The sequence below is a fragment of the Rothia halotolerans genome, assembly GCF_004136635.1.
GTDB classification, from domain to species: domain Bacteria; phylum Actinomycetota; class Actinomycetes; order Actinomycetales; family Micrococcaceae; genus Rothia; species Rothia halotolerans.
Window position 1 is genome coordinate 435,557 of the sequence record NZ_NOIU01000002.1, and the last position, 24,921, is coordinate 460,477.

The 24,921-nt window shown below is 70.7% G+C and carries 26 protein-coding genes; 13 read left to right on the forward strand and 13 right to left on the reverse strand.

The annotated features are described in order from the left end of the window. Positions 1-28: 28 nt before the first annotated feature. Positions 29-589: a VOC family protein gene (locus EWV39_RS06950; RefSeq protein ID WP_129658102.1), complete on the reverse strand. Its 561-nt coding sequence runs from the start codon at positions 587-589 to the stop codon at positions 29-31. A 305-nt stretch (positions 590-894) separates the two neighbouring features. On the opposite strand from EWV39_RS06950, the gene EWV39_RS06955 reads away from it, so the two are divergent. The 6 genes from EWV39_RS06955 (at position 895) to EWV39_RS06980 (ending at position 8,780) form a co-directional block, all read left to right on the forward strand. Next, on the forward strand, positions 895-2,229 hold the full coding sequence (locus EWV39_RS06955; protein ID WP_129658104.1) for a GntP family permease: 1,335 nt from the start codon (positions 895-897) through the stop codon (positions 2,227-2,229). Between the two features lie 196 nt (positions 2,230-2,425). Then, positions 2,426-4,678 carry an alpha-ketoacid dehydrogenase subunit alpha/beta gene (locus EWV39_RS06960; RefSeq protein ID WP_129658106.1) on the forward strand — a complete coding sequence of 751 codons (2,253 nt, stop codon included), beginning with the start codon at positions 2,426-2,428 and terminating at the stop codon, positions 4,676-4,678. A 28-nt stretch (positions 4,679-4,706) separates the two neighbouring features. Further along, positions 4,707-6,065 (forward strand): dihydrolipoamide acetyltransferase family protein, encoded by a 1,359-nt coding sequence (locus EWV39_RS06965; protein ID WP_129658108.1) that lies wholly within the window; start codon positions 4,707-4,709, stop codon positions 6,063-6,065. 35 nt (positions 6,066-6,100) lie between these two features. After that, positions 6,101-6,895 (forward strand): SDR family NAD(P)-dependent oxidoreductase, encoded by a 795-nt coding sequence (locus EWV39_RS06970; protein ID WP_129658111.1) that lies wholly within the window; start codon positions 6,101-6,103, stop codon positions 6,893-6,895. Between the two features lie 31 nt (positions 6,896-6,926). Continuing rightward, entirely contained in the window at positions 6,927-7,682 is a 756-nt protein-coding gene (locus EWV39_RS06975; RefSeq protein WP_129658113.1) for an SDR family NAD(P)-dependent oxidoreductase, read from the forward strand. A 114-nt stretch (positions 7,683-7,796) separates the two neighbouring features. Further along, entirely contained in the window at positions 7,797-8,780 is a 984-nt protein-coding gene (locus EWV39_RS06980) for a cyclase family protein (RefSeq protein ID WP_129658115.1), read from the forward strand. A 171-nt stretch (positions 8,781-8,951) separates the two neighbouring features. Here the strand turns inward: EWV39_RS06980 and EWV39_RS06985 are convergent, their stop codons facing one another. The 8 genes from EWV39_RS06985 to EWV39_RS07020 all read right to left on the reverse strand — a co-directional run bounded on the left by EWV39_RS06985 (position 8,952) and on the right by EWV39_RS07020 (position 18,460). Continuing rightward, the gene (locus EWV39_RS06985; RefSeq protein WP_165313192.1) at positions 8,952-9,674 is read right to left on the reverse strand and encodes a GntR family transcriptional regulator; all 723 of its coding nucleotides are present in this window, start codon (positions 9,672-9,674) and stop codon (positions 8,952-8,954) included. A gap of 98 nt (positions 9,675-9,772) precedes the next feature. Then, positions 9,773-10,966 carry an ABC transporter substrate-binding protein gene (locus tag EWV39_RS06990; RefSeq protein WP_165313194.1) on the reverse strand — a complete coding sequence of 398 codons (1,194 nt, stop codon included), beginning with the start codon at positions 10,964-10,966 and terminating at the stop codon, positions 9,773-9,775. A gap of 26 nt (positions 10,967-10,992) precedes the next feature. Next, positions 10,993-11,811 (reverse strand): inositol monophosphatase family protein, encoded by an 819-nt coding sequence (locus tag EWV39_RS06995; RefSeq protein WP_129658121.1) that lies wholly within the window; start codon positions 11,809-11,811, stop codon positions 10,993-10,995. Next, on the reverse strand, positions 11,808-12,908 hold the full coding sequence (locus EWV39_RS07000) for an ABC transporter ATP-binding protein (RefSeq protein WP_129658123.1): 1,101 nt from the start codon (positions 12,906-12,908) through the stop codon (positions 11,808-11,810). The genes EWV39_RS06995 and EWV39_RS07000 overlap by 4 nt, the downstream gene beginning before the upstream one ends. A 1-nt stretch (position 12,909) precedes the next feature. Next, the gene (locus EWV39_RS07005) at positions 12,910-14,772 is read right to left on the reverse strand and encodes an ABC transporter permease (RefSeq protein ID WP_202864901.1); all 1,863 of its coding nucleotides are present in this window, start codon (positions 14,770-14,772) and stop codon (positions 12,910-12,912) included. A 230-nt stretch (positions 14,773-15,002) separates the two neighbouring features. Then, positions 15,003-15,530, reverse strand: coding sequence for a PH domain-containing protein (locus tag EWV39_RS07010; RefSeq protein WP_129658125.1), 528 nt, complete (start codon positions 15,528-15,530; stop codon positions 15,003-15,005). Between the two features lie 168 nt (positions 15,531-15,698). After that, on the reverse strand, positions 15,699-16,514 hold the full coding sequence (locus tag EWV39_RS07015; RefSeq protein ID WP_129658127.1) for an ABC transporter ATP-binding protein: 816 nt from the start codon (positions 16,512-16,514) through the stop codon (positions 15,699-15,701). Between the two features lie 110 nt (positions 16,515-16,624). After that, on the reverse strand, positions 16,625-18,460 hold the full coding sequence (locus tag EWV39_RS07020) for a 2-isopropylmalate synthase (protein ID WP_165313196.1): 1,836 nt from the start codon (positions 18,458-18,460) through the stop codon (positions 16,625-16,627). Positions 18,461-18,651: 191 nt separating this feature from the next. Between EWV39_RS07020 and EWV39_RS07025 the strand changes: the two genes are divergently transcribed. Next, the gene (locus EWV39_RS07025; RefSeq protein WP_238148140.1) at positions 18,652-19,308 is read left to right on the forward strand and encodes a FadR/GntR family transcriptional regulator; all 657 of its coding nucleotides are present in this window, start codon (positions 18,652-18,654) and stop codon (positions 19,306-19,308) included. Between the two features lie 19 nt (positions 19,309-19,327). On the opposite strand, the gene EWV39_RS07030 is transcribed toward EWV39_RS07025, so the two are convergent. Both EWV39_RS07030 and EWV39_RS07035 read right to left on the reverse strand, forming a co-directional pair. After that, positions 19,328-20,203, reverse strand: a complete 876-nt coding sequence (locus EWV39_RS07030) for an Fpg/Nei family DNA glycosylase (protein WP_129658130.1) — start codon at positions 20,201-20,203, stop codon at positions 19,328-19,330. Positions 20,204-20,283: 80 nt separating this feature from the next. After that, complete coding sequence (locus EWV39_RS07035) at positions 20,284-20,454, reverse strand: DUF2188 domain-containing protein (protein WP_129658132.1); 171 nt, start codon at positions 20,452-20,454, stop codon at positions 20,284-20,286. Positions 20,455-20,594: 140 nt separating this feature from the next. Here EWV39_RS07035 and EWV39_RS07040 point away from each other — a divergent pair, with 140 nt between their 5' ends. From EWV39_RS07040 to moaA, 6 genes are all read left to right on the forward strand, one after another. Next, entirely contained in the window at positions 20,595-20,963 is a 369-nt protein-coding gene (locus EWV39_RS07040) for a hypothetical protein (RefSeq protein WP_129658134.1), read from the forward strand. Continuing rightward, the gene (tatA, locus tag EWV39_RS07045; RefSeq protein ID WP_129658136.1) at positions 20,956-21,240 is read left to right on the forward strand and encodes a Sec-independent protein translocase subunit TatA; all 285 of its coding nucleotides are present in this window, start codon (positions 20,956-20,958) and stop codon (positions 21,238-21,240) included. The genes EWV39_RS07040 and tatA overlap by 8 nt, the downstream gene beginning before the upstream one ends. Before the next feature lie 105 nt (positions 21,241-21,345). Then, positions 21,346-22,194, forward strand: a complete 849-nt coding sequence (gene tatC, locus EWV39_RS07050) for a twin-arginine translocase subunit TatC (protein WP_238148141.1) — start codon at positions 21,346-21,348, stop codon at positions 22,192-22,194. An 86-nt stretch (positions 22,195-22,280) separates the two neighbouring features. Further along, positions 22,281-22,766 carry a MogA/MoaB family molybdenum cofactor biosynthesis protein gene (locus tag EWV39_RS07055; RefSeq protein WP_129658138.1) on the forward strand — a complete coding sequence of 162 codons (486 nt, stop codon included), beginning with the start codon at positions 22,281-22,283 and terminating at the stop codon, positions 22,764-22,766. Then, a complete protein-coding gene (locus EWV39_RS07060; protein ID WP_129658140.1) occupies positions 22,763-23,218 on the forward strand; it encodes a molybdenum cofactor biosynthesis protein MoaE in 456 nt (151 codons plus the stop codon). Before EWV39_RS07055 ends, EWV39_RS07060 begins: the two co-directional genes overlap by 4 nt. Positions 23,219-23,238: 20 nt before the next feature. Next, a complete protein-coding gene (gene moaA, locus EWV39_RS07065; protein ID WP_129659157.1) occupies positions 23,239-24,300 on the forward strand; it encodes a GTP 3',8-cyclase MoaA in 1,062 nt (353 codons plus the stop codon). A gap of 62 nt (positions 24,301-24,362) precedes the next feature. Here the strand turns inward: moaA and EWV39_RS07070 are convergent, their stop codons facing one another. Next, positions 24,363-24,602, reverse strand: a complete 240-nt coding sequence (locus tag EWV39_RS07070; RefSeq protein WP_129658142.1) for a MoaD/ThiS family protein — start codon at positions 24,600-24,602, stop codon at positions 24,363-24,365. Further along, on the reverse strand, positions 24,599-24,913 hold the full coding sequence (locus EWV39_RS13960) for a DUF6457 domain-containing protein (RefSeq protein ID WP_202864902.1): 315 nt from the start codon (positions 24,911-24,913) through the stop codon (positions 24,599-24,601). Before EWV39_RS13960 ends, EWV39_RS07070 begins: the two co-directional genes overlap by 4 nt. Positions 24,914-24,921 lie beyond the last annotated feature (8 nt).

A 24,921-nucleotide genomic window follows, 5' to 3' on the forward strand; every position in this document is an offset into this window, starting at 1 on the left:
CCGTTGCGCCCCGCCCGCCTCGCCGCGCTCAGTCCTGCGGCGCGCGGCAGTCCCAGAGCAGGGTCTCGGCCTCCCGCTCGTAGGCCTTGCCTCCGGGGAAGCTCACCAGCTCGAAGTACATCCCCCACGGGGCGCGGAAGTAGATCCAGCGCTGCCCCTCGCTGGGCCCGCTGCTGACGTTGGGGCCCGCGAGCACCTCCACGCCGTTCTCCCGCAGCCAGAGCACCGCGGCGTCGAGGTCGTCCACGTAGAAGGCGACGTGGTGCCCGCCGACGTCCGAGTTCCGCGGCGGGTCCGTGCGCTGCCCGGGGTCCGCGTACTGGAACACCTCGAAGTTCACGCCGGTCCGGCAGCGGTAGAAGCGGATCTGCTCCATCAGGGTCTCCTGCCCGATGTCCAGCCGCGCCGCGATCTCCGTCCCGGTGGGGTAGGGCCCCAGCGTGTACACGTGCACGCAGCCGAGGATGCGGGTCAGGAAGTCGTGGGCCTCCTCCATGTCGGGCACGGTGAAGCCGATGTGGTCCGAGCCGCGCAGGCCCGGGATGCCCGCCGGCGGCACGGCGTCGTTCTCCAGGGGCTGACGGGTCATGGCGCCCTCCATTCACGCTCCGCAGCGGCGGAGCCATCCGGCAAGGGACGCCGCACTCGGGAAGAGCGGACGCCCTAGCGGTTATTGGATACAAATTAACGGGTTGCAGACCCTATTCTTGGATCTTCTTGACTTATTGGATCCATCTCATGTCAGAATAGGGCCTGCGTTCGAGAGTTGTCCAGATCACATCATCACGGTGCCGGCGGTCGGCCCGGGCGCACCCCTCGGCCTCTTCCGCCGTCGAGGGGGACGACGAGGTTCCTCACGAGGCCGGCACGGCCTCCGTTCAGCAAGGAGAGAGAATGGCCGCAATGGGTCTGCTCGGCATCGGGCTGGGGATCGCCACCCTGATTCTTATGGCGTTTCGAGGCGTGGGCATGGTGCCGACGACGATCGTGGCCTCCCTGGTGGTCATCGCCTTCAACGGCATGGACCTCTGGGGGACGTTCCTCGACGGCTACGGCGCCACGACGGCGAACTACGTGGCCACCTACCTCGTCCTGTTCTTCCTGGGCACGCTCTTCGGGGAGCTGCTCAGCAAGTCGAACGCGGCGAAGTCCATCGCCCTGCAGGTGCTGCGCATCCCGCTGAAGAGGAAGGCCCTGCTGGTGGTGGTCCTCGCCGCAGCGATCCTCTCCTACGGCGGCGTCAACCTCTTCGTCACGGTCTTCTCGATCTACCCGATCGCGCTCGTGCTGTTCAAGCAGGAGGATCTCCCCAAGCGGCTCTTCCCCGCGGCGCTCTTCCTCGGCTGCGCCACCTTCACCATGGTCTCGCTGCCGGGGACCCCGGCCATCCAGAACCTCATCCCGGCGGAGACCTTCGGCACCACCGCCTACGCTGCGCCCACCATGGGCATCATCTGCTCCGTGGTGATGGCGGTCCTGGGCATGCTCTGGCTCCGCTACTCGCAGAACCGCCTGGCGGCCAAGGGCGTCGGCTTCGTCCCGGGGTCGCGCGACGACGTCGGCAAGATCGACATCTCCGACCGCTCGGACGTGCCCAACTTCTTCCTCTCGATCCTGCCCATCGCCCTGGTGGTCGGGATGATCTTCGGCCTCAACCACCTGATGGACACCATCTTCGTCGTGAACATCGCGCTGGCCGCGGGCGTGCTGCTGACCTCCCTCATCTTCTGGCCCAGGCTGCGCCGCGAGTACACCGAGCGCCTGAACACCGCGGGGCACGACGGGCTCGTCGCCCTCATGAACACCGCGGTGGTCGTGGGTTTCGGCGGGGTCGTGGCGGCCTCGGTCGGGTTCGACACCATCGTGGACTGGACGATGAGCCTGGACATGAACCCGCTGGTCTCCGGGGCGATCGCCGTCGGGGTGGTCTCCGCCGCGACGGGCTCGGCGTCGGGCGGCCTGCAGGTGTTCTCGGACTCCCTCGGCTCGCAGTACGTGGATCTGGCGCGGGCCGACGGCGTCTCGCTGGACGCGATGCACCGCGTCCTGGCGATGTCCGCGGCCGGGCTGGACTCCATGCCCTACTCGGGCGGCTACATCACCGCCATCACCTACACCCAGCTGACCCACCGGGAGTCCTATGGGTACTTCTTCGTCACCAACATCGTGATCACCTCGATCGGCGCGTTGGTGGGGATCTTCCTCTACCTGGCGCTCGGCATCGCCTGAACCGGAGGAGGGCGAGGGCGCCCGGAAAACCGCCGCATCCGCCTGAGTTGTATCCAATAAAGGGATGAAAGAGGAAGTAAACCCTAGTTTGAGGTTGTCCTGGATACAATCTCTGGCTAGGGTGTGATGCAAGACATGTTCCGCCGTGCGAAGGCTCAGCCCTTCCGCCCCGGCGGCCCCTACCGAGGAGGTCAGAATGCCCCAAGAGACCCCGCTGGACGTATCCACCCCCGTGACGGTGCTGACCACCGATCAGCGGGACTGGGACGAGGCGGATGAGACCCTGCTGGAGAGCATGCTCGTCCAGACCCACGCGATCCGCATCTTCGAGGAGGCCGTCCTCTCGCTGGCGGGGGAGGGACTGGTGCACGGGCCGGCCCACTCCAGCATCGGGCAGGAGGGGGCCGCCGTCGGCTCCGTGCTCGCGCTGCGGACCGCGGACGGCGTCAACGGGACCCACCGCGGGCACCACCAGTTCCTCGCCAAGGGCTTCTCCTACCTCCGCCCGGAGGGCATGAGCCTGGTCGACGGGATCAAGGGCGACGACCTCGGCGAGTTCACCCGGCGCACCCTCTCGGAGATCCTCGGCCTGAAGGACGGCTTCTCGGGCGGACGCGGCGGCTCGATGCACCTGCAGTGGATGGAGGCGGGCGCGTTGGGGACCAACGCCATCGTCGGCGGCGGGGTGCCCCTGGCCGCCGGGAACGCGTGGGCCCAGCGCCAGGACGCCGTCGTCACCCGTCACGAGGAGGGGGCGGAGGAGGTAGGCCCCCTCGACACGGGGGTCACCGTCACCTACTTCGGCGACGGGGCCTCGAACATCGGCTCGACGCTGGAGACCTTCAACCTCGCCTCCGCGTGGGACCTGCCGCTGTGCTTCTTCCTGGAGAACAACCGGTACGCCGTCTCCACCCTGGTGGACGACGTCACCGGGGAGTCCCACCTGGCCGCCCGCGGACCCGGTTTCGGCATCCGCTCCTGGCAGGTGGACGGCATGGACCCGCTGGCCGTCTACCTCGCCCAGCGGGAGGCCGTGGAGCACATGCGCGCCGGCGGAGGGCCCACCCTGATCGAGGCGCAGACCTACCGCTTCTTCCACCAGAACGGCCCGTTCCCGGGCTCGGCTTTCGGCTACCGGAGCAAGGAGGAGGAGACGCAGTGGCGGCACCGCGACCCCGTGGACCGCGTCGCCTCGGAGATGATTCGCCGCGGGCTGATCACGGAGGAGCAGAACAGCGACCTCGCCCAGCGGATCCGCGAGGTGATCGAGGAGATCGTCGCCGGGGTCACCGAGAAGGACCCGGACTCGGAGCGGGGCGCCCGCCGCATCGTCCCCGCGCTCTGGCCGGACGCCGAGGGCGTGGACGCGCACCTGCGCTCCGACGCCCCGCTCGGCGAGGTGCTCGCCGGGTCCGAGGAGCCGCCGGAGGGCGAGGGGACCGAACGCCGGTTCGTCGACGTCATCGCCGACACCCTCGGCCACCGCATGGCCCAGGATCCGGGGGTCGTGGTGCTCGGCGAGGACGTCCACCGCCTCAAGGGCGGCACCAACGGGGCGACGAGGGGCCTGGCCGCGGAGCATCCGGACCGGGTGCTGGGCACCCCGATCTCCGAGAACGCCTTCACCGGCCTGGCCGGGGGGCTGGCGATGACCGGCCGGTACCGCCCGGTCGTGGAGTTCATGTACTCGGACTTCATGTGGGTCGCGGCGGACCAGGTCTTCAACCAGATCGGGAAGGCCCGCCACATGTTCGGCGGGCAGTCCTCCATGCCGGTGGTGCTGCGCTCGAAGGTCGCGATGGGCGCCGGCTACGGCTCCCAGCACTCCATGGACCCGGTGGGGATCTTCGCCACCAGCCCCGGCTGGCGCATCGTGGCACCCTCGACGGCCGAGGACTACGCCGGGCTGATGAACACCGCGCTGGACCTGGACGACCCGGTGCTCGTCGTCGAGCACGTGGATCTGTACGGGGCGAAGTCGAGCGTGCCGGCCGGCGTCGAGGAGCACCGGCTGCCCCTCGGACGGGCGGCCGTGCGGCGGCCCGGCAGCGACGTGACGGTGCTCTCCTATCTGAACATGGTCGCCGAGGCCGTCGCCGTCGCGGAGGAGCGCCAGGACCTCGACGCGGAGGTCATCGACCTGCGCTGGCTGGACCGGGCGAGCCTCGACTGGGAGACGGTGAGCGAGTCCGTGCGCCGCACCAACAACGTGCTGATCGTCGAGCAGGGCCCCGCCGGGACCTCCTACGGGGCCTGGCTGGCCGACGAGATCCAGCGGCGCCTCTTCGACCACCTCGACCAGCCGATCCAGCGGGTCACGGGACGGGAGGCCTCGCCCTCCATCTCGAAGGTCCTCGAAGGCGCCGCCAACGCCGACCGCGAGAGCGTCCGCGCCGGATTCGACACCATCGCCCACCAGCTCGGCCTCTCCGGCGAGGACCGGGACTGAGCGCAGCCCACGGGAGAGAGAAGACATCATGGCAGAACTGATCACCATGCCCGCCATCGTCGCGGACGCCACCGAAGCGGTGCTCGCCAGCTGGATGGTCTCCGCCGGGGACGAGATCCATCGCGGGGACCCGATCGCCGAGGTCGAGACGGAGAAGGCGACGGTCGAGCTGACCTCCGAGGCCGACGGCGTCGTCGACAGGTTCCTGGTCGAGCCCGGCGCCTCGGTCGAGGTCGGGGCCCCCGTCGCCGCCGTGCGGGCCGCCGGCGAGGACGCCGACGCCGTCGAGCGCCTCCTCGCCTCCGCCGGCGGGGACCGGGGGCCCGCCGGGGAGACGGGGGCCGAGGCTCCGACACCCTCGGACGCCACGGAGAACGCTCCGGGGGAGTCGGAGCGGTCCGGGGAGGGCGGGGACTCGCCGTCCTCCGGGGAGGCCGCCCAGCGGTCCTCGCCCTCGGCGGGGCGGGACCACGCCCGTGTGTTCTCCTCGCCGCTGGCGCGTCGCATCGCGCGGGAGAACCAGCTGGACATCGCCTCCCTGCCCGGCTCGGGGCCGAGCGGGCGCATCCTCCGCAAGGACGTCGAGCGCGCCCTCGCCGCCCGGCAGGAGGAAGCGGCGGTACCAGCCCCGGCCGAGCCCGGCAGCCCGACCCCCGAGCCCGCGAGCGCGGAACGGCCCGCGGCGGACGCGCCGGCGCCGGGATACCGCGACGAGCCGCTCACCGGCATGCGCCGGGCTATCGCCCGCCGCCTCACCGAGTCAAAGACCACGGCCCCTCACTTCTACCTCTCGGTGGACGTGCAGATGGACGCCCTGCTCGCCACGCGCCGGCAGATCAACGCCGCGCTGGAGGGCACCGGCGGCAGGGCCACGGTCAACGACATGATCCTCAAGGCGCTCGGCGCGGCCCTCACCGCCGTCCCGCGGGCCAACGCCACCTGGGAGGGGGATGCGATCCGCTACTACGAGTCGGTCGACCTCGCGATGGCGATCGCCACCGAGGGCGGCCTGCTCACCCCCGTGGTCCGGGACGTGGCAGGCCAGGGGCTCGGCGCGCTCAGCCGGGCCACCGCCGACCTGAAGGACCGTGCCGCGCGCGGCAGGATCCGCCAGCACGAGCTGGAGGGAGGCACGTTCTCCGTCTCCAACCTCGGGATGTACGGCACCCGCGAGTTCTCGGCCATCATCAACCCCCCGCACGCGGGGATCATCGCCTGCGGCGCCTCGGAGCAGCGCGCCGTGGTGCGGGACGGGGAGCTGGCGGCCGCCACGATGATGACCGCCACCCTCTCCGCGGACCACCGCGTGGTCGACGGCGCCCTCGCCGCCGAGCTCATGCGCAGCTTCAAGCACACCCTCGAGAACCCCCTGGCGGTCCTGCTGTGAGCGGGCCGATCCGGACGGGGAGAAAGGACCCGACGATGACGACGGAACAGAAGCAGGAGCACGACGACGCCCCCGTCCTGGCGGTGACCGGAGGCGCCTCAGGCATCGGCAGGGCCACGGCCCGGGCCTGGGCGGCCGAGGGCGGCAGGGTCGTGCTGCTCGATCTCTCGGAGGAGGCGCTCGACGCGACGGTCGGCCAGCTGGGGGACCGCGCTCGCGGAGTCCTCGCCGACGTCACGAGCAGGGACTCCGTGGACGCGGCGTTCGCCTCCATCGCGGAGCGGGAGGGAAGGCTCGACGCACTGGTGGCATGCGCCGGCAACGCGCGGCCCGTCCCCTCCGCCGAGATGACCGACGAGCAGTTCCAGTCCCTGCTGGAGGTCCACCTCAACGGGACGATGCGCGCCGCGCGGGCCGCCCATCCGCTGCTGAAGGAGAGCGGGGGCTCCATCGTCACCCTCTCCTCGGTCGCCGGGTTCCAGGGCATGCCGCGGCGCGCGAGCTACAACACCGTCAAGCACGGGATGATCGGGCTGACCAAGACCCTCGCCGTCGAGTGGGCGGCCGACGGGATCCGCGTGAACGCCGTCGCCCCCGGGTACACCTGGACGCCGTTCAACGCGAGGCTCCAGGCCGAGGGGTCGCTGGATCCGGACCCCATCACCGCCCGGGTCCCCATGAAGCGCTGGGCACAGCCGGAGGAGATCGCGGAGCCGATCCTCTTCCTCGCGTCCCGCCGCGCCTCCTACGTCAACGGCCACACCCTCGTGGTCGACGGAGGCATGACCATCGCCGGGGACTGGTACCACTTCCCGCAGGCCGCGGGGTAGCAGCCGAAAGCACATCATGAGGAGGAGAGCAATGAACACCAGAGTATTCGCCGACGACGCCTTCCAGGGACAGCGCGTGCTGATCACCGGGGCGGGCGGAGGCATCGGCTCCCGCTGCGCCGAGATGTTCCACCGGGCCGGAGCCGAGCTGATCCTGATCGACCTGCACGAGGGGCCCCTCCGGGAGGTCGCCGCCGGCCTCGGAGAGGGGACGGACGCAGCCGTACTGGCCGGGGACGTCACGGCCCGCGAGGTGCGGGAGGGCATCGTGGGGAAGGTGGCCGAGCTCGGCGGCGTCGACCATCTCGTCCTGGCCGCCGGGATCTACCAGGACCGGCCCATCGCGGAGATGACCGACGAGGACTTCGAGCGGACCCTCTCGATCAACCTGACCTCGACCTTCCAGCTGACGCGAGACCTGCTGGGCCAGCTGCGGGACGGCGGCTCGGTCGTGAACTTCGCCTCCATGGCCGGGGAGCGCGGCAGCCGCCACCACGCCCACTACGCCGCCACCAAGGGAGGCCTCGTCTCGTTCGGGCGCAGCCTGGCCTGGGAGGTCGGCGAGCGGGGGATCCGCGTGAACGCGGTGGCCCCGGGCATCATCAGCACCTCGATGACCCAGGGCCTGGTGGACTCCGGCGGGGAGGCCCTCCTGACGGCCACCCCGCTGCGCCGCTTCGGCGAACCCGAAGATGTGGCCAGCGCCGTGCTCTACCTCTGCTCCGACGCTGCCTCGTTCCTGACCGGCGTCACCCTGCAGGTCAACGGCGGCCTGCACATGGCCTGAGGGCAGGTGCCCCGAGCAACCGACTCCGCCGTTTCCCGGCGGCAGGGCGCGGAACAGGGCCCGCGGTCGGTGGCCCCTCGCAGAGAAGACTTCATAGGAAGAGAGGAAGAGAGCATGGACACGCAGAACGGACAGGTCCCCCCGCTGAGGGAGCTCCTCGGAGCGGAGCCCGTGAACAACTGGGGCAGGTGGGGTGAGGACGACGAGCTCGGCTCGGTCAACTACCTGGGGAGGAGCGAGGCCCTCGCCGGCGTCGCGGAGGTCCGCAGCGGGGAGAGCTTCACCCTGCAGGTCCAGATGGGCAGGCAGGGCGGGGAGGGCGACCCGGTCTGGCCCGGCCGCTTCTCCATCCGGCGGAAGAACGTCCGCGACGCCCAGAAGTGGGCCGACGGGCAGACCGGCCTCGACCCCTATCCGGGCGGTCTGCAGGACGCTGACGACGTCGCTGAGATCGCCCTGCAGGGGTCGACGCAGTACGACGCACTGGGCCACACCTGGTACGACGGCAAGATCTGGAACGGATACGACGCCTCGACCACGGCGGGAGAGCTCGCGAAGGCCTCGATCCTGCCGATCGCCGAGCACGGGATCGTGGGACGCGGGGTCCTCGTCGACATGGCGCGGCACCGGGGGAAGCGGTTCCTCGACAAGGGCGAGACCTTCACCCACGAGGACCTCCAGGCCGCCGCGGAGCAGCAGGGCGTGGAGCTCAGGCCCCGGGACGTCCTGGTGGTCAGGACCGGGTTCATCGGCTCGTACTACAGCCGCGACGCCGGGGAGTTCTACGAGGACTTCGTGGAGCCGGGGCTGACCTACAGCCGGGAGCTCGCGGAGTGGTTCCAGGCCATGGAGATCCCCAACCTGGTCACGGACACCATCGCCAACGAGGTCACCTACGATCCCCGCACCGGGGTGCTGCTGCCGCTGCACGCGGTCTTCCTGAGGAACCTCGGCATCACCATGACGGAGATCGCCCAGCTGGACGAGCTGGCGGACGCCTGCGCCGAGGAGGGGCGGTGGAGCTTCCTGTACACCGCCGCGCCGCTGAAGGTCGTCGGCGGGACCGGGGCCCCGGTCAATCCCATCGTGGTCCGGTAGCGAGCTTCCGACCCGCCTCCCTCCGGCCCGCGACGACGTCATCGCGGGCCGGAGAGGCGTTCTCGGCGCGGGACACGCCTGCCCGGTCCGTCGGCGTCGCAGCGGTACGGACGCCGGGCCGGGCAGAGGCCGTCCCCTGGGGCGGCCGATGAGTTCATCGGCGCGGCGGCCCTAGGCCTGATCGACGTCGAGCACGCCCCTGACCCGGTAGTTCAGCGGATGGTAGGTGTTGCGGTTGTAGCTGTACTGGCGGTCGCCGCCGTAGGACTTGCGGAGCTCGACCAGCACGGGGGCGTCCCTCGGGATCTCGAAGAACTCCGCGACGTCGCCGGCGAGCTCGGCGGCGAACTCGTACTCGGCGTGCCGCTGGCGGATGCCCCCCAAGGTCAGCAGCTCCTCCAGGCTCCGCCTCTCGAGCTCCCGCAGGTCGAAGGTGACGATCTCCCTCGGCAGCATGTTCTCCAGCAGCGCCACCGGCAGATTGGTCGAGCTCCTCTCCCTCTTGAGGTAGATCGCCTCCATCCCCACGGGGAAGCCCGACGCGGCGGACAGCTCCTCCTCGACCCGGAACTCGCGGGTCTCGAGGAGCCTCGTCACGGGGGTGCGCATCGAGGCGCCGATGAGCTCGAAGATCGTCCCCGGCGCATCGGGACGGTAGGCCAGCGGGATGGCCTTCTCCACGACCGTCCCCACCCCGCGGCGGCGCGAGATGGTGCCGAGGGACTCCAGATGCCCCATGGCCCGACGCAGCGTCGAACGGCCGATGTCGAAGATCCGGCACAGCTCCGGCTCCGGGGGCAGGAAGGCGCCCTCTTTCAGAGCGCCGCGCCGGAGCTCCTCGTTGACCTGTGCGACGACCTGCAGGTACAACGGCATCGAGTTCGAGTGATCCACCGCTGCGAACATCAAGCCTCTTCTCTTCTCGGCCCTCGCACTCCTGCGGGAGCGGCCCCGGCTGGGCCGCTCCCGCAGAGGCGGATTCTCCAGAGAGTCTATCGGTTGGCCCTCCACAGATCCTGCCAGTAGACGGTGTCCCGGTAGTCGGCCAGCGGCGAGTCGGTGTCGAAGGGCTGGAACTCCCCCGCGTGCTCCTGGAGGCCGTAGCGGTCGTCCGGCGGGGTCACCTCCGGGTCGTAGGAGACCTTCCCATCCGGCATGATGTACTCCATTCCCTCCTGGCTCGTCGCGAAGTGGATGTAGAGCTTGGCGGCGTTGGGGCTGTCCGTGCCGGTTGCGTATCCCATCGTCTGGGGCATGCCGCCGGCGGCGAAGGGCTTCAGCCCGTAGCAGGGCGTCAGGCTGTAGCCCTTCGACTCGTTGTTGCGGTACTTGGCCGCCGCCATCTGGCCGATCGGGGGCTCGCTCTGCCCCGGCGCGCCCACGGCGTCGGAGACCTCCTCGTCGCCCTTGAAGACCGAGGGCTGGTTGTGAGCCAGCCTCATGATCCACTCGTGGTAGGCGCTGGGCTGGTCCGTCTCCAGCTCCTCCCCGTACCGGTCCTCGTAGGCCTGGGCCCATTCGTCGGAGTAGTTCCGGGCCGCCTGGCTCCAGATGTTCGTGTAGACCGCCCGGGACTCCGGATCGGGCAGCGCCACCTGGCCGGCCCACTCGGGCTCGGTCAGCTCCCAGATGTTGGAGATCGGGCACTGATCGCCGTAAGTTTCCGCGTTGTAGGTCCACATCAGATAGTTGTTGCTCGTCAGATAGGGATAGCGGGCCTCCTCGGGAAGCCTGTCCCGCACGTCGCCGGGCACCCAGTTGGTCAGGATGTCGTCCTCGTAGAGGTCGGAGTACACGGCGGGGGCGTCCGAGACCGCGAAGACGTCGGCGATGATGTTCCCGGACTCTCCCTCCCGGCGCACCTTGTCGACGCCGTTGACCTCGATCTTCACCCCGTGCGCCTCGATCCCGTACTTCTCGCTGAAGGCCTCGGCGAGCTGGGTGACCTTGCCGGTCTCGTCGTAGATCGTGATCGGACCCTCCTCCCGGGCCGCCGCGACGAGCTCGTCGAGGTCGAACCCCTCCGCGGTCTCGTCGTCCTGCAGGGGCTTGACCGTCTTCTCCGGGATCGGGGCCTGGTCGTCGTCGTTGAACCCGGGAGGGGCGCAGGAGGTCAGTCCCAGGACGGTGATCGCCGCGACGGCGCCGACGCAGGCGGCCGGCCGGACGCGTGAACGTGCGGGCATGGTGGTGCTCCTTCGCTGTGCCGTGCTCATGGCCGTGTGCTCTGCTCCCGCATGATGCGGTGGAGCAGCTCGAACCGGGCCTCGGGGACCAGCGCCATGTAGTGCGGGTTCTCGAAGTCCCGCTCCTCGGGCTGGAGCTCGCCCCCGGCGTAGGTGACGTAGACCCCTCCCGCCCGTCGGACGATGAACGCCGCGGCCGCGACGTCCCAGGAGTTCGCCCCGAAGGTGAACGTCGCGTCCGCCCATCCCGCCGCGACCCAGCACAGGGAGATGGCGCTGCTGCCCAGGGCCCGGTAGTGCGCGTACCCCTCGCTGAGCTCTGCGAACTGCTGCAGGGCCAGGTCGGGGAAGTGCACCAGGTCCCGGGGCAGCGGGAAGTTGGCGATCACCGTGGCCCGCTGCGGCTCCGCGAAGCCGCGGCTGACCAGCGGCTCGTCGCCGAGGAACGCGCCGCGGTCGTCCGCCCAGAACATCTGCTCGTTCGCGGGGTCGTAGACGACGCCGGCGACCATCTCGCCGTCGATCGCCGCGCCGATGCACACCGCCCACAGCGCCATGCCGCGGGCGAAGTTCGCCGTGCCGTCGATGGGGTCGATGTACCAGGTGAGGGAGCCCTCCCCGGAGACGCCGCCCTCCTCGCCCACGATCGCCGAGCCGGGGAACCGCTCCTCGATGAGCCCTCGGATGTGCTCCTCGCATCGGCGGTCGAACTCGGTGACCTGGTCGTGGAAGTCCTGCTTGAGGTCGATCCGCAGGCCGGCCTGCCGGAAGCCCTCCATCGCGATCTCCCCGGCGCCGCGCGCCGCCTCGATCGCCAGTTCCGTGATCTCGCGGACGTTCGTCATGCTCCCTGTACCTCTGTTCTGTTCTCGTGGATGTCGAAGACGTGCACCTTCTCGGGGGGAACGACGACGCGGACGTCGTCGGCATCGGTGAAGGGCGGCCGATGCAGGCTGGTGAGGTAGAAGTGCCGCCCGCCCGAGAGGACGTCGATGGTCCAGCTCCCGCCGGTGGGCATGACCGCGTCGAAGCGGACCGGCAGCACCAGGCCCTCGGCGCCGGCCGCCTCCTCCGCCGGCAGCAGGACCGCGGTCTCGGGGCGGAAGGCGAGGGATCCGATGCGGTCCAGGTCCTCGACCCGGCCGGAGAGGAACTCCCGCGCGGCGCGCACGTGCTCGGCGTCGCCCTCGAGGTCGATGAAGTTGATGGGCGGCACGCCCAGGAACCCGGCGACGAAGCGGTTGATCGGGCGGTCGTAGATGTCCAGGGGGGAGCCGACCTGCTGGAGGACGCCTTCGTACATCACCGCGACCCGCGTGGCCAGCGTCATCGCCTCCCACTGGTCGTGGGTGACGAAGACGACCGTCGTCTCGTTCTCCCCGTGGATCCTCTTCAGCTCCGCCCTCATCTCCAGCCGCAGCCGCGAGTCGAGGTTGGACAGCGGCTCGTCGAGGAGCATCAGCTGCGGGTCCACGGCCAGCATCCTGGCCAGGGCCACGCGCTGCTGCTGGCCGCCGGAGAGCTGGGAGGGGTACCGGTCCCGGTACCGGCCGATGCCCAGCTTCTCGGTGACCTCGTCGACGCGGCGGCGGCGCTGCTCGCGGGACTGGCCGCGCAGCTTGAGCCCGTAGTCCACGTTCTGCGCCACGCTCAGGTGGGGCCACAGCGCGTAGCTCTGGAAGACCAGGCCGATGTCCCTCTTCTCGGGCGGGACGAAGACGCTGCGCTCCGGGGAGTCCACCGGCTGGTCGCCGATCGAGAGGCTCCCGGCGGTGATGCTCTCCAGTCCCGCGATCATGCGCACCGTGGTGCTCTTGCCGCAGCCGGAGGGGCCGAGGAGGCACATGAAGTCGCCGTCCTCCACGGTGAGGTTCAGCCGGTCGACGGCGTTGGTCTCCGTTCCGTAGTTCTTGACGATGTTCTCGAGTCGGATGCTCGGCATCTCAGCCTCCAAGTCCTTGGGCCAGGTCGGTTTTCATGATTTTCTGCACGGTGTACGTGCCGAGGAAGGAGATCGCGGCGATCACGAGGACCACGCCGTTGCCGGCCTGGAGGTACCCGAAGTCCAGCAGCCGGATGGACAGCGTCGTCAGCACGTCCATGCCCGGCACCGCCAGGATGATCACCAGGCTCAGGCTCTTGAAACCGGAGATGAAGGCCATCAGCACGCTCGTCGCGAGCGCTCCCTTCTGGATGGGGAGGACGATGGTGAAGAACCGCTTCCACCACCGGGCGCCGGACATCTGGGCCGCTTCCTCGGGCTCCGAGCCGAGCTGCATCATGGAGGAGATGCCCGCCCTCGAGGCGAAGGGCATCTGCTCGGTGAAGTAGATCAGGATGAGGATCGCGGCGGTGCCGTACAGCGCCGGCAGGGGGCCCCGCTGCTCGGAGAACAGGGAGAGGTAGGCCGCCGCGAAGGCGATGCCGGGCACCAGGTAGGGCAGGAACAGCATCTGCCGCAGCCCGGTGGAGAGCCAGCGGTAGGGGGAGCGGACGATCACGTAGCCGATCAGCAGGCCCACGACGCCGGCCATGACGGCCGCGGAGCCGACGATCCAGAAGCTGTTCCACGCTGCCTGGAGCACCTCGGTGTTGAAGAGCAGTCCGTCCTCGAAGCCGGTGGTCGGCAGGTCGCGGCCGATCCAGAAGTCGAGGGTGAAGTTCCCGGGACTGAAGTCGCCGGGACGGCGCATGATCGTCGAGAGGAGCAGCACCAGGACCGGGATCGCGACGCTGACCGCGAAGAGCAGCAGGCACGCCCCGGTCGCGAAGGGCCGGGAGCGCCGAAGCTGGGCCACCGTGTTCCCGGAGCCGCTCTTGCCGGAGATGGTGACGAAGCGCTTGGCCTCCTTCAGGAAGTGGGTGTCCACCCAGAGGGAGATCGCGCCGATCAGCACGATGACGGCGGCGAGGATCGCCGCGGAGCCGGCCTGGTCGCTGTAGATGTTCCGGTAGAGGCTCGTGGCCAGCACGTTCATGTTGACCGGGAGCCCGAGGATGTAGGCGACGCCGAACTCGCCGATCACCTTGGCCAGGATGAGGGTCACGGCCGAGATGAGGGAGGGCCGCAGGATCGGGAGCACGATGGAGAAGGTGGTCCGCATCCGGGAGGCGCCGAGCAGGCGCGAGGACTCCTCGAGGGTCGAGTCGAACCGCTTCAGGGCGTTGCCCACCAGCAGGATGACGAAGGGCGAGAAGTGGCAGGCGAAGATCAGGATGATGGGCACCTGGCCGTAGGCGAGCCAGTCGGGGACGGCGATTCCCATGACCTCGAGCCAGCCGGGCTCGCCGCCGCTGCGGCGGTTCTTGAAGATGGTGAGCCACGCCAGCGCGAAGGTCCACGAGGGGAACATGTAGGGGACGATGAGCGCCGTCGCGAGCCACTTCCGCCCCCACATGTTGGTCCGCACCAGCAGCCACGCGGCGGTGATGCCCACGATGAGCACCAGCACGATGCTGCCGAAGGCGATGCCGAGGGTGTTGAGGAGCGGCTCCCAGAAGATCGACCAGGCGAAGGGGGAGAGGAAGACCCGCCACAGGTAGTAGCTGGTGGGCGAGCCCTCGTCGGCCATGGTGATCGCCATGTCCCGCCGCTGCACGACGAAGCCGTCCAGCAGCAGCGAGACGATGGGGGCCACGATGAGGTAGGCGAACAGGACCAGGCCGAGGACGCCGATGGCGGTGACCGGATTCCTCATCGCCAGCCGGAAGCGCTGCCCCAGCGGGCGGCGCGGGCCCTTCCCGCGCGGACCGGCCAGGGCTATCTGGCGTGTGCTCGGCTGCGAGTTCAACTCAGTGGTGCTCACGGTGACTTCCTCGACCTCGGCGTCTCAAACATCCCCATATAGGGATGTGATACAGAACACCATGAGGGGGAGGCTTTGTCAAGACAATTCTATTTAGGTATGTTTGCCGACTGCGTGGGGGCGAGGGTGGCTCTCTTGGGAGCGACGTCGAGGCGGGGACGTCTGCGAGGCCCCTCCTCTCAGCTGCGGTGGCAGAGGGAGAGAAGAGGGGTGAAGCTCGGCCCGCCCGCTCACCGGATCGTGACGAACTCTCCCCGCAGGTAGCGCCGATGCGCCTCGATCGCCGCCCGGGCGGGACGCGCGGGGCTCTTCAGGTCCGCCCCGTGGTCGAAGGTGCTCTCGCCCCGGCGGATGGCGGAGCGCGCCGCGGTGATGGGGGAGCGGACGGTGGTCCCGTCGCGGAGCACGACGTCGGCGGCGCCACGGTCCATGAGACGCTGCGAGATCCGCACGACGCGGACCTCCGCCCACGGGATGCGCCGGGTCCGCAGCTGCCCGACCACCGTGATGCCGAGGGTCGTCACGGTGAAGCTCTGGCGGACGCCCAGCAGGATGGGCGTGGACGGGACGGCGATGAACAGCAGGGTGCCGAGGATGGACCAGGCCGTGGGGCCCGCGCCGCGGAGGAAGAGACCGACGTTCCACGCCAGGGCGAGCGCCGCGAGGAGCATGACCGCCCCGAGGGCGAGCAGTCGCATCCAACCCGCGATGGCCGCGCGGTACAGCACGGTCTCGTGGGGCTGGGGGCGCACGCCCATGCTGGCTCCGCCTTCGGCTCGCAGGTGCCCGGACCGGAGCGGCTGGTACCGGTCTGTCGGTCTCAGGGTACCGCGGGAGCCTCGGATCGCTCCTCGTCTGCGCAGCGTCGTGCCGCACCTCGCCTCGACGATCGTCTGGCGGGCCGCTCGGGTCGTCGTCCTCCGAGCCTAGGAGACGAGCCGTCCGCTCTCAGCGGGACGCCCGGCCCGGGCGCTCCACCGCCCGTCCCGGTGCTCGATCTCGATGGGGTAGGAGAAGCATTCGGAGACGAGCTCGGTGGTGAGCACCTCGCGGGCTGGACCGGAGGCGTGGACGCGCCCGTCCTTGACGAGCAGGGCGTGGGTCGTGCTCTCCGGCAGCTCCTCGAGGTGGTGTGTCACCAGGACCGTGGCCAGCTCCGGGTGGGACCGGTGCAGCTCGTCCACGGTGGCGAGGAACTGCTCCCTCGCCGCGACGTCGAGCCCGGTGGAGGGCTCGTCGAGCAGCAGCAGGGGCGGGTCGGTCAGCAGCGAGCGCGCGATCAGGGTGCGTCCCCGCTCGCCCTGGGAGAGCGTCTCCCAGCCCGCCTCCTCCATCCCGCCGAGCCCCAGCATCCCGATGAGCTCCTCGGCCCGGGCGCTCGTGCGGGCGTCCGGGGACCACCGCATCATCAGCTCGGTGGTCCCGGTGGCGCCCGTGAGCACCACCTCGCGGACGGTGTGCGGCGAGCGCAGCGGATGGCGCGGATTGACGTGCCCGATCGACTGCCGGAGCTCCCGGATGTCGACCCGGCCGAGCCGGTGGCCCAGGACGTGGACCGTGCCCCGCGAGGGGTGCGCCACCGCCCCGCACATGCTGAGGATGGTGCTCTTGCCCGCCCCGTTGGGCCCGATGAAGGCCCAGTGCTCGCCGGCGCGGACGCTCAGGTCGACGCCGGTCAGGATGCTCTTCGCGTCCCGGACGAAGTCGACGGACTCCATCCGCAGGACCTCGTTCTCGGTCATGCCGTCCTCCTGTCCCGATGCCGCCGGCCGGTGCGGGCCGGCGGGAAGGGGCCGCCCGGGGAACTCGCGCGAGGCGGCTCCCGGGGCGGCCCACGACTGCCGCGAGAACGTTACCGCCGCGGCCCCGCGGGAGCGCGAAGCGGGGTCACATCGTGGGCGGCGCGGGCGGCCGCGATCACGGCCTCCATGCTGGCGCCCAGCACCGAGGCGGCCAGTCCCGCCGCCCAGCCGGTGCCGCCGGGCCCCCGGTACTCCACGATGCTCAGGGCCTGGCTGCCGGCCCCCTCGCCCGCGCTGCTCTGGTGCAGGTCCAGAATCTCCAGGGGCAGGCCCAGCACGGAGAGCGCCCTCGTGAGCGCCTCGACCGGCCCGACGCCGTCGTGCTCGCTGATGCGCTCGCGGTCCCCGGCGTGCAGTGAGATCCGGGTTCGGGCCGCCCCGTCCTCCTCGGTGACCTCGTACCCCGTCAGCTCGATGCCGCCGGCAGGCTCGGAGGACGCGAGGTAGGCTCGCTCGAAGACCCCCCACAGCTCCGCCGCCGTCACCTCGCGCCCTGTCGCATCGGTGTGCCGCTGGACGTGCCGGGCCAGGTCGATCTGGAGGCGGCGCGGCAGCTCGACGCCGTACTCGCTCTCCAGCAGATGCGCGATCCCGCCCTTGCCCGACTGGGAGTTGACCCGGATCACCGCGTCGTAGCTGCGACCGATGTCGGCGGGATCGATCGGCAGGTACGGCACCCGCCAGGCGATCTCGCCCTCGGCCCGTCCCTCGCGGGCGGCCCGGGCGCGGTGCTCGGCGAAGCCCTTCCGGATCGCGTCCTGGTGCGTCCCGCTGAAGGCGGTGTGCACCAGGTCGCCCACATAGGGGTGCCGGGGATGGACCTCGATGCGGTTGCAGTGCTCGACGGTCCGCCGGACCTCGTCGATGTCCGAGAAGTCGACCATCGGATCCACGCCCTGCGCGTGCAGGTTCAGCGCCAGCGTCGCGAGGTCGACGTTGCCGGTCCGCTCGCCGTTGCCGAAGATGCAGCCCTCCACGCGCTGCGCCCCCGCCAGGACGGCGAGCTCGGCGCAGGCGACGCCGGTCCCGCGGTCGTTGTGCGGGTGCACCGAGAGGATCACCCCGTCCCGGCGGGCCAGGTTCCGGTGCATGTACTCGATCTGGTCCGCGTAGACGTTGGGGCTCGCGACCTCGACCGTCGCCGGCAGGTTCAGGATCACCGGGCGCTCCGGCGTCGCGTCCCACAGGTCGGTCATCGCGTCGCACAGCTCGAGGACGTAGTCCGGCTCGGTGAGGTTGAAGACCTCGGGGCTGAACTCGAATCGCACGTTCGGCAGGTGCCCGGCGAGCTCCAGGACGTCGCGGCCGCCGGCGAGGATCAGCTCCTTCAGCGCCTCCCGGTCGTGGCCGAGGACGGCCTCCCGCCAGACGGGGGCCGTGGCGGTGTACAGATGGATCACCACCGGGTTGGCGATCCCCCGGATCGAGGCGACCGTGCGCTCGATGAGGTCCCGGCGGGCCGGGGTGAAGACGACCAGGGCGACGTCGTCCGGCGCGATCCCGGTCTCGGCGAGGAGCCGGACGAAGTCGTAGTCGGTCCGGGAGGCCGAGGGGTAGCCGACCTCGATCTCCTTGTAGCCCATGGCGACCATGAGCTCGAAGAAGCGCCGCTTCCGGGCCGAGTCCATCGGCTCGGCCAACGCCTGGTTGCCGTCGCGCAGGTCCACCGGAACCCACAGCGGGGCCTCGGCGAGGCGTCGGGTCGGCCAGGTCCGCTCCGCGTCGGCCAAGGGGATGGAGACGCGGGAGTACGCGTCGCGGTAGCGGTGCGAGGGCATCTGGGAGGAGTGCTGCCGGTTCCAGGCAGGCGCCCCGGCAGGGACGGGGCCGGCGGGCGTGGAGATGCGGGGGAACGTCGCTGCGTGCGGGGATGTCGTGGTGCTCATGGCTTCTCTCCTGCTGAAGGGGCTGCGACCGGCGGACAGGGGGCCTCCACGCCGGGGAGCCGGCCTGGCTAGGCCCCGCCGTGGCGGCTAAGGAGAAGGAGAGCGATCGCGAACATGCGGTAGACTCTAACACAACTCCGCAGACAAGTAGAGAAGAGGTGGGATCGTTGGCTCAGGTGCGACGGGCTTCGATGGCCGATCAGGCGGCGACGCTGTTGCTGGACCGGATCCGGTCCGGAGAGTGGGCGCTGGGGGAGAGGCTGCCGGGGGAGACCACGCTCGGACCGCAGCTGGGCGTGGGACGCTCGACGGTGCGGGAGGCGATCCGCCAGCTCGCGGGGCTCGGCGTGCTCGCCTCGCGCCAGGGAGCCGGGGTCTTCGTGGCCGCCCTGGACGTTCGCGAGGACTGGGACGCGGTGCTCCGGCGCTCGGACGTCGTCGACGTCGTCGAGGCCCGCATCGCGATCGAGACCGAGGCGGCGGGCCTCGCCGCCCGGCGGCGCACCCCGGCCGACCTCCGAGCGATCCGCCGGGCGCTCGCCGAGCGCGCGGAGCGCCGGACGGCGCCGGAGGAGCACGTGGACGCCGACACGGCCTTCCATCGCAGCATCGTGGCCGCCGCGCACAACCCGATCCTGACCGACCTCTTCGACGGGTTCACCCCGCGGGTCCGGCAGGCGATGCTCGAGATGCTCCGCATCCGCCGGGCCTTCGGCGGCGACGCCGACCAGCAGGCCCACGCCCGCCTGGCCGAGGCCGTCGCGGCGCGCGACGAGGCAGGGGCGGCGGAGGCGAGCCGGGCCCACCTGCTGGCCCTGCGGGAGGGCATGGCGCCCTCCTCGCCGTGATCCGGGCGTTCGCCCGGCGCTACTTCAGCAGCCGCGACATGCCCCGGTCTGCGAGGACCGTGCCGCCGGTCTGGCAGGCGGGGCAGTACTGCAGCGAGGAATCCGCGAAGACCACTTGCCGGATGACGTCGCCGCAGACCGGGCATGCCTCGCCGGCGCGGCCGTGCACCCGCAGGCCCCGCTTCTTCTCCCGCTTCAGGGAGGCGGCGGACAGCCCCGCAGCCCGCTCGGCGGCCTCTCGGAGGGTTCCCGTCAGCGCCTCGTGGAGCCGCCGCGCGTCGTCGTGCCCCATAGCGGCGGGCTTGAACGGGGACATGCGCGCGGCGTGCAGGATCTCGTCGGAGTAGGCGTTGCCGATCCCGGCCATCAGCGACTGGTCGCGCAGCACCCCCTTGATCTGCGCGCGCCCGGCTCCGGCGAGGATGCCCTCGAAGGACTCCAGGGTGAAGGAGGGGCCCAGTGGATCGGGGCCGATCCGGGCGATGCCCGGCACCTCGGCCGGGTCGCTCACCAGGTACAGGGCGAGGCTCTTCTTCGTCCCGGCCTCCGTGACGTCGAGGCATCCGGCGGGGGCCTCATCCTCCTCGGCCAGGACGAGCCGGGCCGCGAGTGGCCCCCTGCCCGGACGGGGCGGCGTCCTCGGCGTCTCCTCGCGCCAGGTGATCCACCCCGCGCGCGCCAGGTGCACGATCAGGTGGTCCCCGCCCAGGCGCAGGTCGAGGAACTTGCCGTGCCGCCCGACGTCGTCGACCCTCCGCCCGCGGAGTTCGGCGGACTGGAGGGCGACCGTCTTCAGGGCTGCGAAGGCGGGCACGTCGAGACGCTCGACGACGCGGCCGCCGATCCTCTGCTTCAGGTCGCCGGCGAGTGCTGCGACCTCGGGGGCTTCGGGCATGTCCTCATGATGGCAAGCGGGAGGCGATCCGTCCACGGCCGACGCCGCTCACCCTCACCCTGCGGCACGGCGTCCCGCGCTCACTCCCTGCCGTCCCGGACCACGAGGTCCGTGTGCTCCATGGACGCCAGCGCCTTGCCGGCCTCCACGGCCGCCGACTTGTTCTCGTACGAGCCGTTGGGATGGGCCCGTCCGATCTCCCGCACGTACCAGGTGCGGTCCTCCTGGTAGACCTCGATTGGATTCTGCATCGCTGTCCCCTTTCAGGTCCCTGTTCCTGTGATGCTACCCACAGGTCTCCGGCCCCGCCACCGCCGGAACGTCCCGCCGCCGTCAGAACCATGAGGAAACGTACAGGGGAGCCGAAGGCGGGATGCGTATAATCGGCTGCATGCCTTGGTGGTTTTGGGTGCTCCTCTGGACGACCCTGGTCGCGGTCTCCGCCGCGGTCCTGCTGCTCCTCGCGTGGCGGACCGCTGCACGGTTCTTTGCGGCCCTGAAAGAAATTGGAATACTGGGTGAGGACATGGGGGATCGGTGGGAGCAGGGCTCCCAGGAGATCGCCCAGACCATCCGCCGGGCCCCGGTGCCCGGAGTGCTCGTCCCGGTCCGCCAGGCCCGCGAGGACTACCTCCGCGGTCGTTCGACTCGACAGAAACGGAAGGTCGCCCAGCGCATCGAGCGCCGTGACCGTCTAGGACAACCCCAGCGAATCGGGGATCTGCGCTACGGCGCACGGAAAGGAAACAACTATGGGTAGGCTCTTCGACAATCCGGTGATGCTGCTGGTCCTCCTCGTGATCATCCTGCTGCTCTTCGGCGCCCCCAAGCTGCCCGGCATGGCGCGCAGCCTCGGCCAGTCGATGCGCATCTTCAAGTCCGAGGTCAAGGAGATGAAGGACGAGAAGAAGTCCGATCAGAACTCCTCCACGGTGGTCGACGGCGAGGTCATCCAGAACGACGTGCCGGACCAGGGGACCCGCGGCACCGAGACGGACCGGAAGTCGACGGGGCAGGGCACCGCGAACGACCGGTAGCCCCGCCCGAGGCAGGGAAGCGGATCCGCGGTGCCCAGGACCGGGCGCTACGGCTCCGCTTCCCTCATTCCGTCCTGTCCTCACCCACCAGAACGTAGGCGATCCATGGCAAAGCAGAGCCGGAAGTCGAATCCGCAGGCTCAGATGGCCCTCAAGGAGCACCTGAGGGAGTTCCGGAACCGACTCATCAAGTCGGCCATCGCCACGCTGCTCTGCGCCGTCGGCGGCTTCTTCCTCTACTACCCGGTGATGGAGGCCATCACCGACCCGATCCACCAGATCGCGCAGGAGCAGAACCGCAACGCCACCATCAACTTCTCCGGCGTCGCCTCCTCCTTCGACATCCTCGTCCAGGTCTCGCTGTCCATCGGGCTCGTGCTCGCCTCGCCCATCTGGCTCTACCAGCTGTGGGCATTCATCATGCCGGCACTGCACAAGAGGGAGAAGCTGTACGCCTTCGGCTTCGTCGGCGCCGCCCTCCCGCTGTTCCTCCTGGGCCTGTGGATCGCCTGGATCTGCATGCCCACCGCCGTGTACACCCTGACGATGTTCACGCCCGAGGACCAGGCGAACTTCATCGAGGCGAAGACCTACATCAACTTCGTGGTCAGGCTGCTGCTGTCCTTCGCCATCGCCTTCGTCATCCCCGTGGCGCTGGTCGCGGTGAACATGATGGGCCTGCTGCGCGGGCGGACCATCCTCAAGTCCTGGCGCTGGGTCGTCGTCCTGGTCGCGCTGCTGGCCGCGATCACCGCCCCGGGCACCGACGTGCTCACGATGTTCTACCTCATGGCCCCGCTGCTCGTGCTCTTCTTCGTGGCGGTCGTCATCTGCCTCCTCAACGACAAGCGGCGGGACAAGCGCGAGGCCAAGATCGCCGAGGGGGAGGGCGCCGGGGCCGACCAGGCGACGTCGTCCTCCGCCCTCGAGGACCTGGGGCGCGACAAGGCGTAGCGCGCTCGGGACGGCTGAGGAATCCATCGCAAGCCGCGCTTCACATGGCCTTCGCATGGCCCCTCATGGCCCGTACAGTGGAGGACATGACTTCTGACCGTCGCGCCGCGACCGTGGTGACCGTCTCAGACCGCTCGGCCCTCGGGCAGCGTGAGGACAGGTCCGGTCCGCTGGCGGCCTCCCTGCTGCACGACGCCGGGTGGTCGGCCCACGTCGTCGTCGTGCCCGACGAGCGGGAGCAGATCGCGGACGCGATCCTCGCCGCGGTGAAGCGCGGGGACGGCCTCGTCGTGACCACGGGCGGCACGGGACTGACGCCGCGGGACGTCACCCCGGAGGCGACCGAGCCGCTGCTGGAGCGGGGCCTGCCCGGTCTGGCCGAGCGCATCCGCGCCGCCGGCGTGGACCAGCTCCCCCATGCGATGCTCTCGCGAGGCCTGGCGGGCGTCGCCGGCAGGACCCTGGTCGTGAACCTCGCCGGCTCCCCGGGCGCCGTGACCGACGGCATCCCGGTGATCCTCACCGTGGCGTCCCATGTGGCCGAGCAGCTCGAAGGAGGAGGACACCCATGATCGCGCTGACGCAGCTGACTCGCGAGCCCCTGGACGTCTCCGCCCACTTGGCGGCCGTCGCCTCCCCCCGCGCGGGCGCCAGCGCGGTGTTCATCGGCACGGTGCGGGACCACGACCGGGACGCCGGGGGCACCGTCGTCACGCTCGAGTACTCGGCCCATCCCGACGCGGAGCGCATCCTGGGCGAGCTCGCCGCTCAGGCTGATGCCGCCCATGAACAGGACCCCACCGGCCTGCGGATCGCGGTCTCCCACCGGCTCGGCTCCCTGGGGGTGGGGGAGGCGGCCATCATGTGCGCGGTCTCCTCGGCCCACCGCGCCGACGCCTTCGAGGTGGCGCGCGACGTCGTGGAGCGGGTCAAGGCCGAGCTGCCCGTGTGGAAGCGTCAGCTCGAGGCGGACGGCACGGCCGGCTGGGTGGGCCTGGGCGGCCTCGAGGAGGCGATCGCGTGAGTGCACCCATCTCCCTGGGCATGCCCGGCGTCGCCAGGCCGCCGGCGGATCCCCTCGAGGGCCGGCCCGCCGGCGAGGACGTCTGGGACGGCCCCCTCGTCGACCGGTTCGGCCGCGTGCACCGTGACCTGCGGATCTCGCTGACGGACAAGTGCAACCTGCGCTGCACCTACTGCATGCCGGCGGAGGGGGTGACGTGGCTGTCCAAGGAGAACCTGCTCACCACGGACGAGATCGAGCGCGTGGCCTCCGTCCTGGCCCGCCTCGGCATCCGCGAGGTCCGCCTCACCGGCGGCGAGCCGCTGCTGCGCCGCGACATCGTGGACGTGGTGGGCAGGCTCTCGAGGCTGCAGGGCCCGGACGGCCCGCTCGAGGTGTCCATGACCACCAACGCGATCCGGCTCGACAGGGTCATGGACCAGCTGGTCGACGCCGGTCTGGCGCGCCTGAACATCAGCCTCGACACCGCCGACCCGGAGCGCTTCAAGAAGCTCACGCGTCGTGAGCGCTTCGAGGACGTGGTGCGGGGCGTCGAAGCCGCGCGGGATTCCGGGCTGCGTCCGCTCAAGCTCAACGCCGTGGCCATGCGAGACGTGAACGACGACGAGTTCTGCGACCTGCTGCGCTTCGCCGTCCGCTACGAGGCCGAGCTGCGGTTCATCGAGCAGATGCCCCTCGACGCGGGGCATACCTGGTCGCGGCACACCATGGTCCCCGGCGAGGAGGTCCTGGAGAAGCTCGGGGCCGAGTTCGCCCTGGAGCCCGTGGGGGAGCGCGGCGCCAGTCCCGCCGAGGTCTTCGCCGTCGACGGCGGTCCCGCCACCGTGGGCGTCATCGCCTCCGTCACCGCGCCCTTCTGCGGCGCGTGCGATCGCGTGCGCCTCACCGCGGACGGCCAGCTGCGCAACTGCCTCTTCGCCCGGGAGGAGTCCGACCTGCTGAGCCTGCTGCGCGCCGGCTGCACGGACGAGTCGATCGCCGCGATGCTCCGCACGTGCATCGAGGGCAAGCGCGCCGGCCACGGGATCGACGAGCCCGGCTTCCTCCAGCCAGACCGGCCCATGTCTGCGATCGGCGGCTGAGCCCCGCGCTGCTGCTGCGCCCTCGCTCGGCCGCCACGGCACCGCTCTGCCGTCGTGGCCGCTCAGCCGCCGGCGAAGGGCGGAAGGACGTCCACCGTCGCCGCATCGGGCACCTGGGCGTCGTCGGTCCCCAGACGGACTCCGTCGGCCAGCAGGGAGCAGCGGCCGAGGACGCGCGCGAACTCCGGCCCGTGCGCCGAGATCAGCGCCTCCCGCAGCTCGGCGACGCCCAGCGGACCCTCTACGGTGGATTCCTCGAGGCCGGCGGCCTCCGCCGCACCGGCGAAGTAGCGGATCCTCATCGTGATCCCGCCTCGCCCTGACCGGAACCGGCCTCGCCGGCGGGAGGCTGCTCGTCCCCGGGGCGAGCTGCGCGCCAGGCCTCGACCCTGGCGGTCACGGCTGCGGCAGCGGCCTCGGGGTCGGCGCCGTCCGCGACGGCCCGGCCGATGAGGAAGGTGGTCACGGGTCCCGCCGGGCGGGTCACCGTGTGCGCAACGTCGCGCGTGATGTCGAGGAGCAGGCGCGCGGGCACGGCTGCTGGGTCCAGCCCGAGGGCCGGCGCCACGTCGGCGATCCACTCGGCCAGTTCCGGGGGCGGGGTGCGGGACACGGGGCTCT

Excerpts from the sequence above, each read along its gene's own strand:
- tatA (WP_129658136.1), top strand. The coding sequence starts at position 20,956 with ATGGGTAGGCTCTTCGACAATCCGGTGATGCTGCTGGTCCTCCTCGTG.
- EWV39_RS07015 (WP_129658127.1), bottom strand. The coding sequence starts at position 16,514 with ATGACCGAGAACGAGGTCCTGCGGATGGAGTCCGTCGACTTCGTCCGG.
- EWV39_RS07000 (WP_129658123.1), bottom strand. The coding sequence starts at position 12,908 with ATGCCGAGCATCCGACTCGAGAACATCGTCAAGAACTACGGAACGGAG.
- EWV39_RS07055 (WP_129658138.1), top strand. The coding sequence starts at position 22,281 with ATGACTTCTGACCGTCGCGCCGCGACCGTGGTGACCGTCTCAGACCGC.
- EWV39_RS06980 (WP_129658115.1), top strand. The coding sequence starts at position 7,797 with ATGGACACGCAGAACGGACAGGTCCCCCCGCTGAGGGAGCTCCTCGGA.
- EWV39_RS07025 (WP_238148140.1), top strand. The coding sequence starts at position 18,652 with ATGGCCGATCAGGCGGCGACGCTGTTGCTGGACCGGATCCGGTCCGGA.
- EWV39_RS06990 (WP_165313194.1), bottom strand. The coding sequence starts at position 10,966 with ATGCCCGCACGTTCACGCGTCCGGCCGGCCGCCTGCGTCGGCGCCGTC.
- EWV39_RS06950 (WP_129658102.1), bottom strand. The coding sequence starts at position 589 with ATGACCCGTCAGCCCCTGGAGAACGACGCCGTGCCGCCGGCGGGCATC.
- EWV39_RS06955 (WP_129658104.1), top strand. The coding sequence starts at position 895 with ATGGCCGCAATGGGTCTGCTCGGCATCGGGCTGGGGATCGCCACCCTG.
- EWV39_RS07040 (WP_129658134.1), top strand. The coding sequence starts at position 20,595 with ATGCCTTGGTGGTTTTGGGTGCTCCTCTGGACGACCCTGGTCGCGGTC.
- moaA (WP_129659157.1), top strand. The coding sequence starts at position 23,239 with ATGCCCGGCGTCGCCAGGCCGCCGGCGGATCCCCTCGAGGGCCGGCCC.
- EWV39_RS07030 (WP_129658130.1), bottom strand. The coding sequence starts at position 20,203 with ATGCCCGAAGCCCCCGAGGTCGCAGCACTCGCCGGCGACCTGAAGCAG.
- EWV39_RS07035 (WP_129658132.1), bottom strand. The coding sequence starts at position 20,454 with ATGCAGAATCCAATCGAGGTCTACCAGGAGGACCGCACCTGGTACGTG.
- EWV39_RS06970 (WP_129658111.1), top strand. The coding sequence starts at position 6,101 with ATGACGACGGAACAGAAGCAGGAGCACGACGACGCCCCCGTCCTGGCG.
- EWV39_RS07010 (WP_129658125.1), bottom strand. The coding sequence starts at position 15,530 with ATGGGCGTGCGCCCCCAGCCCCACGAGACCGTGCTGTACCGCGCGGCC.
- EWV39_RS07060 (WP_129658140.1), top strand. The coding sequence starts at position 22,763 with ATGATCGCGCTGACGCAGCTGACTCGCGAGCCCCTGGACGTCTCCGCC.
- EWV39_RS06965 (WP_129658108.1), top strand. The coding sequence starts at position 4,707 with ATGGCAGAACTGATCACCATGCCCGCCATCGTCGCGGACGCCACCGAA.
- tatC (WP_238148141.1), top strand. The coding sequence starts at position 21,346 with ATGGCAAAGCAGAGCCGGAAGTCGAATCCGCAGGCTCAGATGGCCCTC.
- EWV39_RS06960 (WP_129658106.1), top strand. The coding sequence starts at position 2,426 with ATGCCCCAAGAGACCCCGCTGGACGTATCCACCCCCGTGACGGTGCTG.
- EWV39_RS06975 (WP_129658113.1), top strand. The coding sequence starts at position 6,927 with ATGAACACCAGAGTATTCGCCGACGACGCCTTCCAGGGACAGCGCGTG.
- EWV39_RS06995 (WP_129658121.1), bottom strand. The coding sequence starts at position 11,811 with ATGACGAACGTCCGCGAGATCACGGAACTGGCGATCGAGGCGGCGCGC.
- EWV39_RS07020 (WP_165313196.1), bottom strand. The coding sequence starts at position 18,460 with ATGAGCACCACGACATCCCCGCACGCAGCGACGTTCCCCCGCATCTCC.
- EWV39_RS07070 (WP_129658142.1), bottom strand. The coding sequence starts at position 24,602 with ATGAGGATCCGCTACTTCGCCGGTGCGGCGGAGGCCGCCGGCCTCGAG.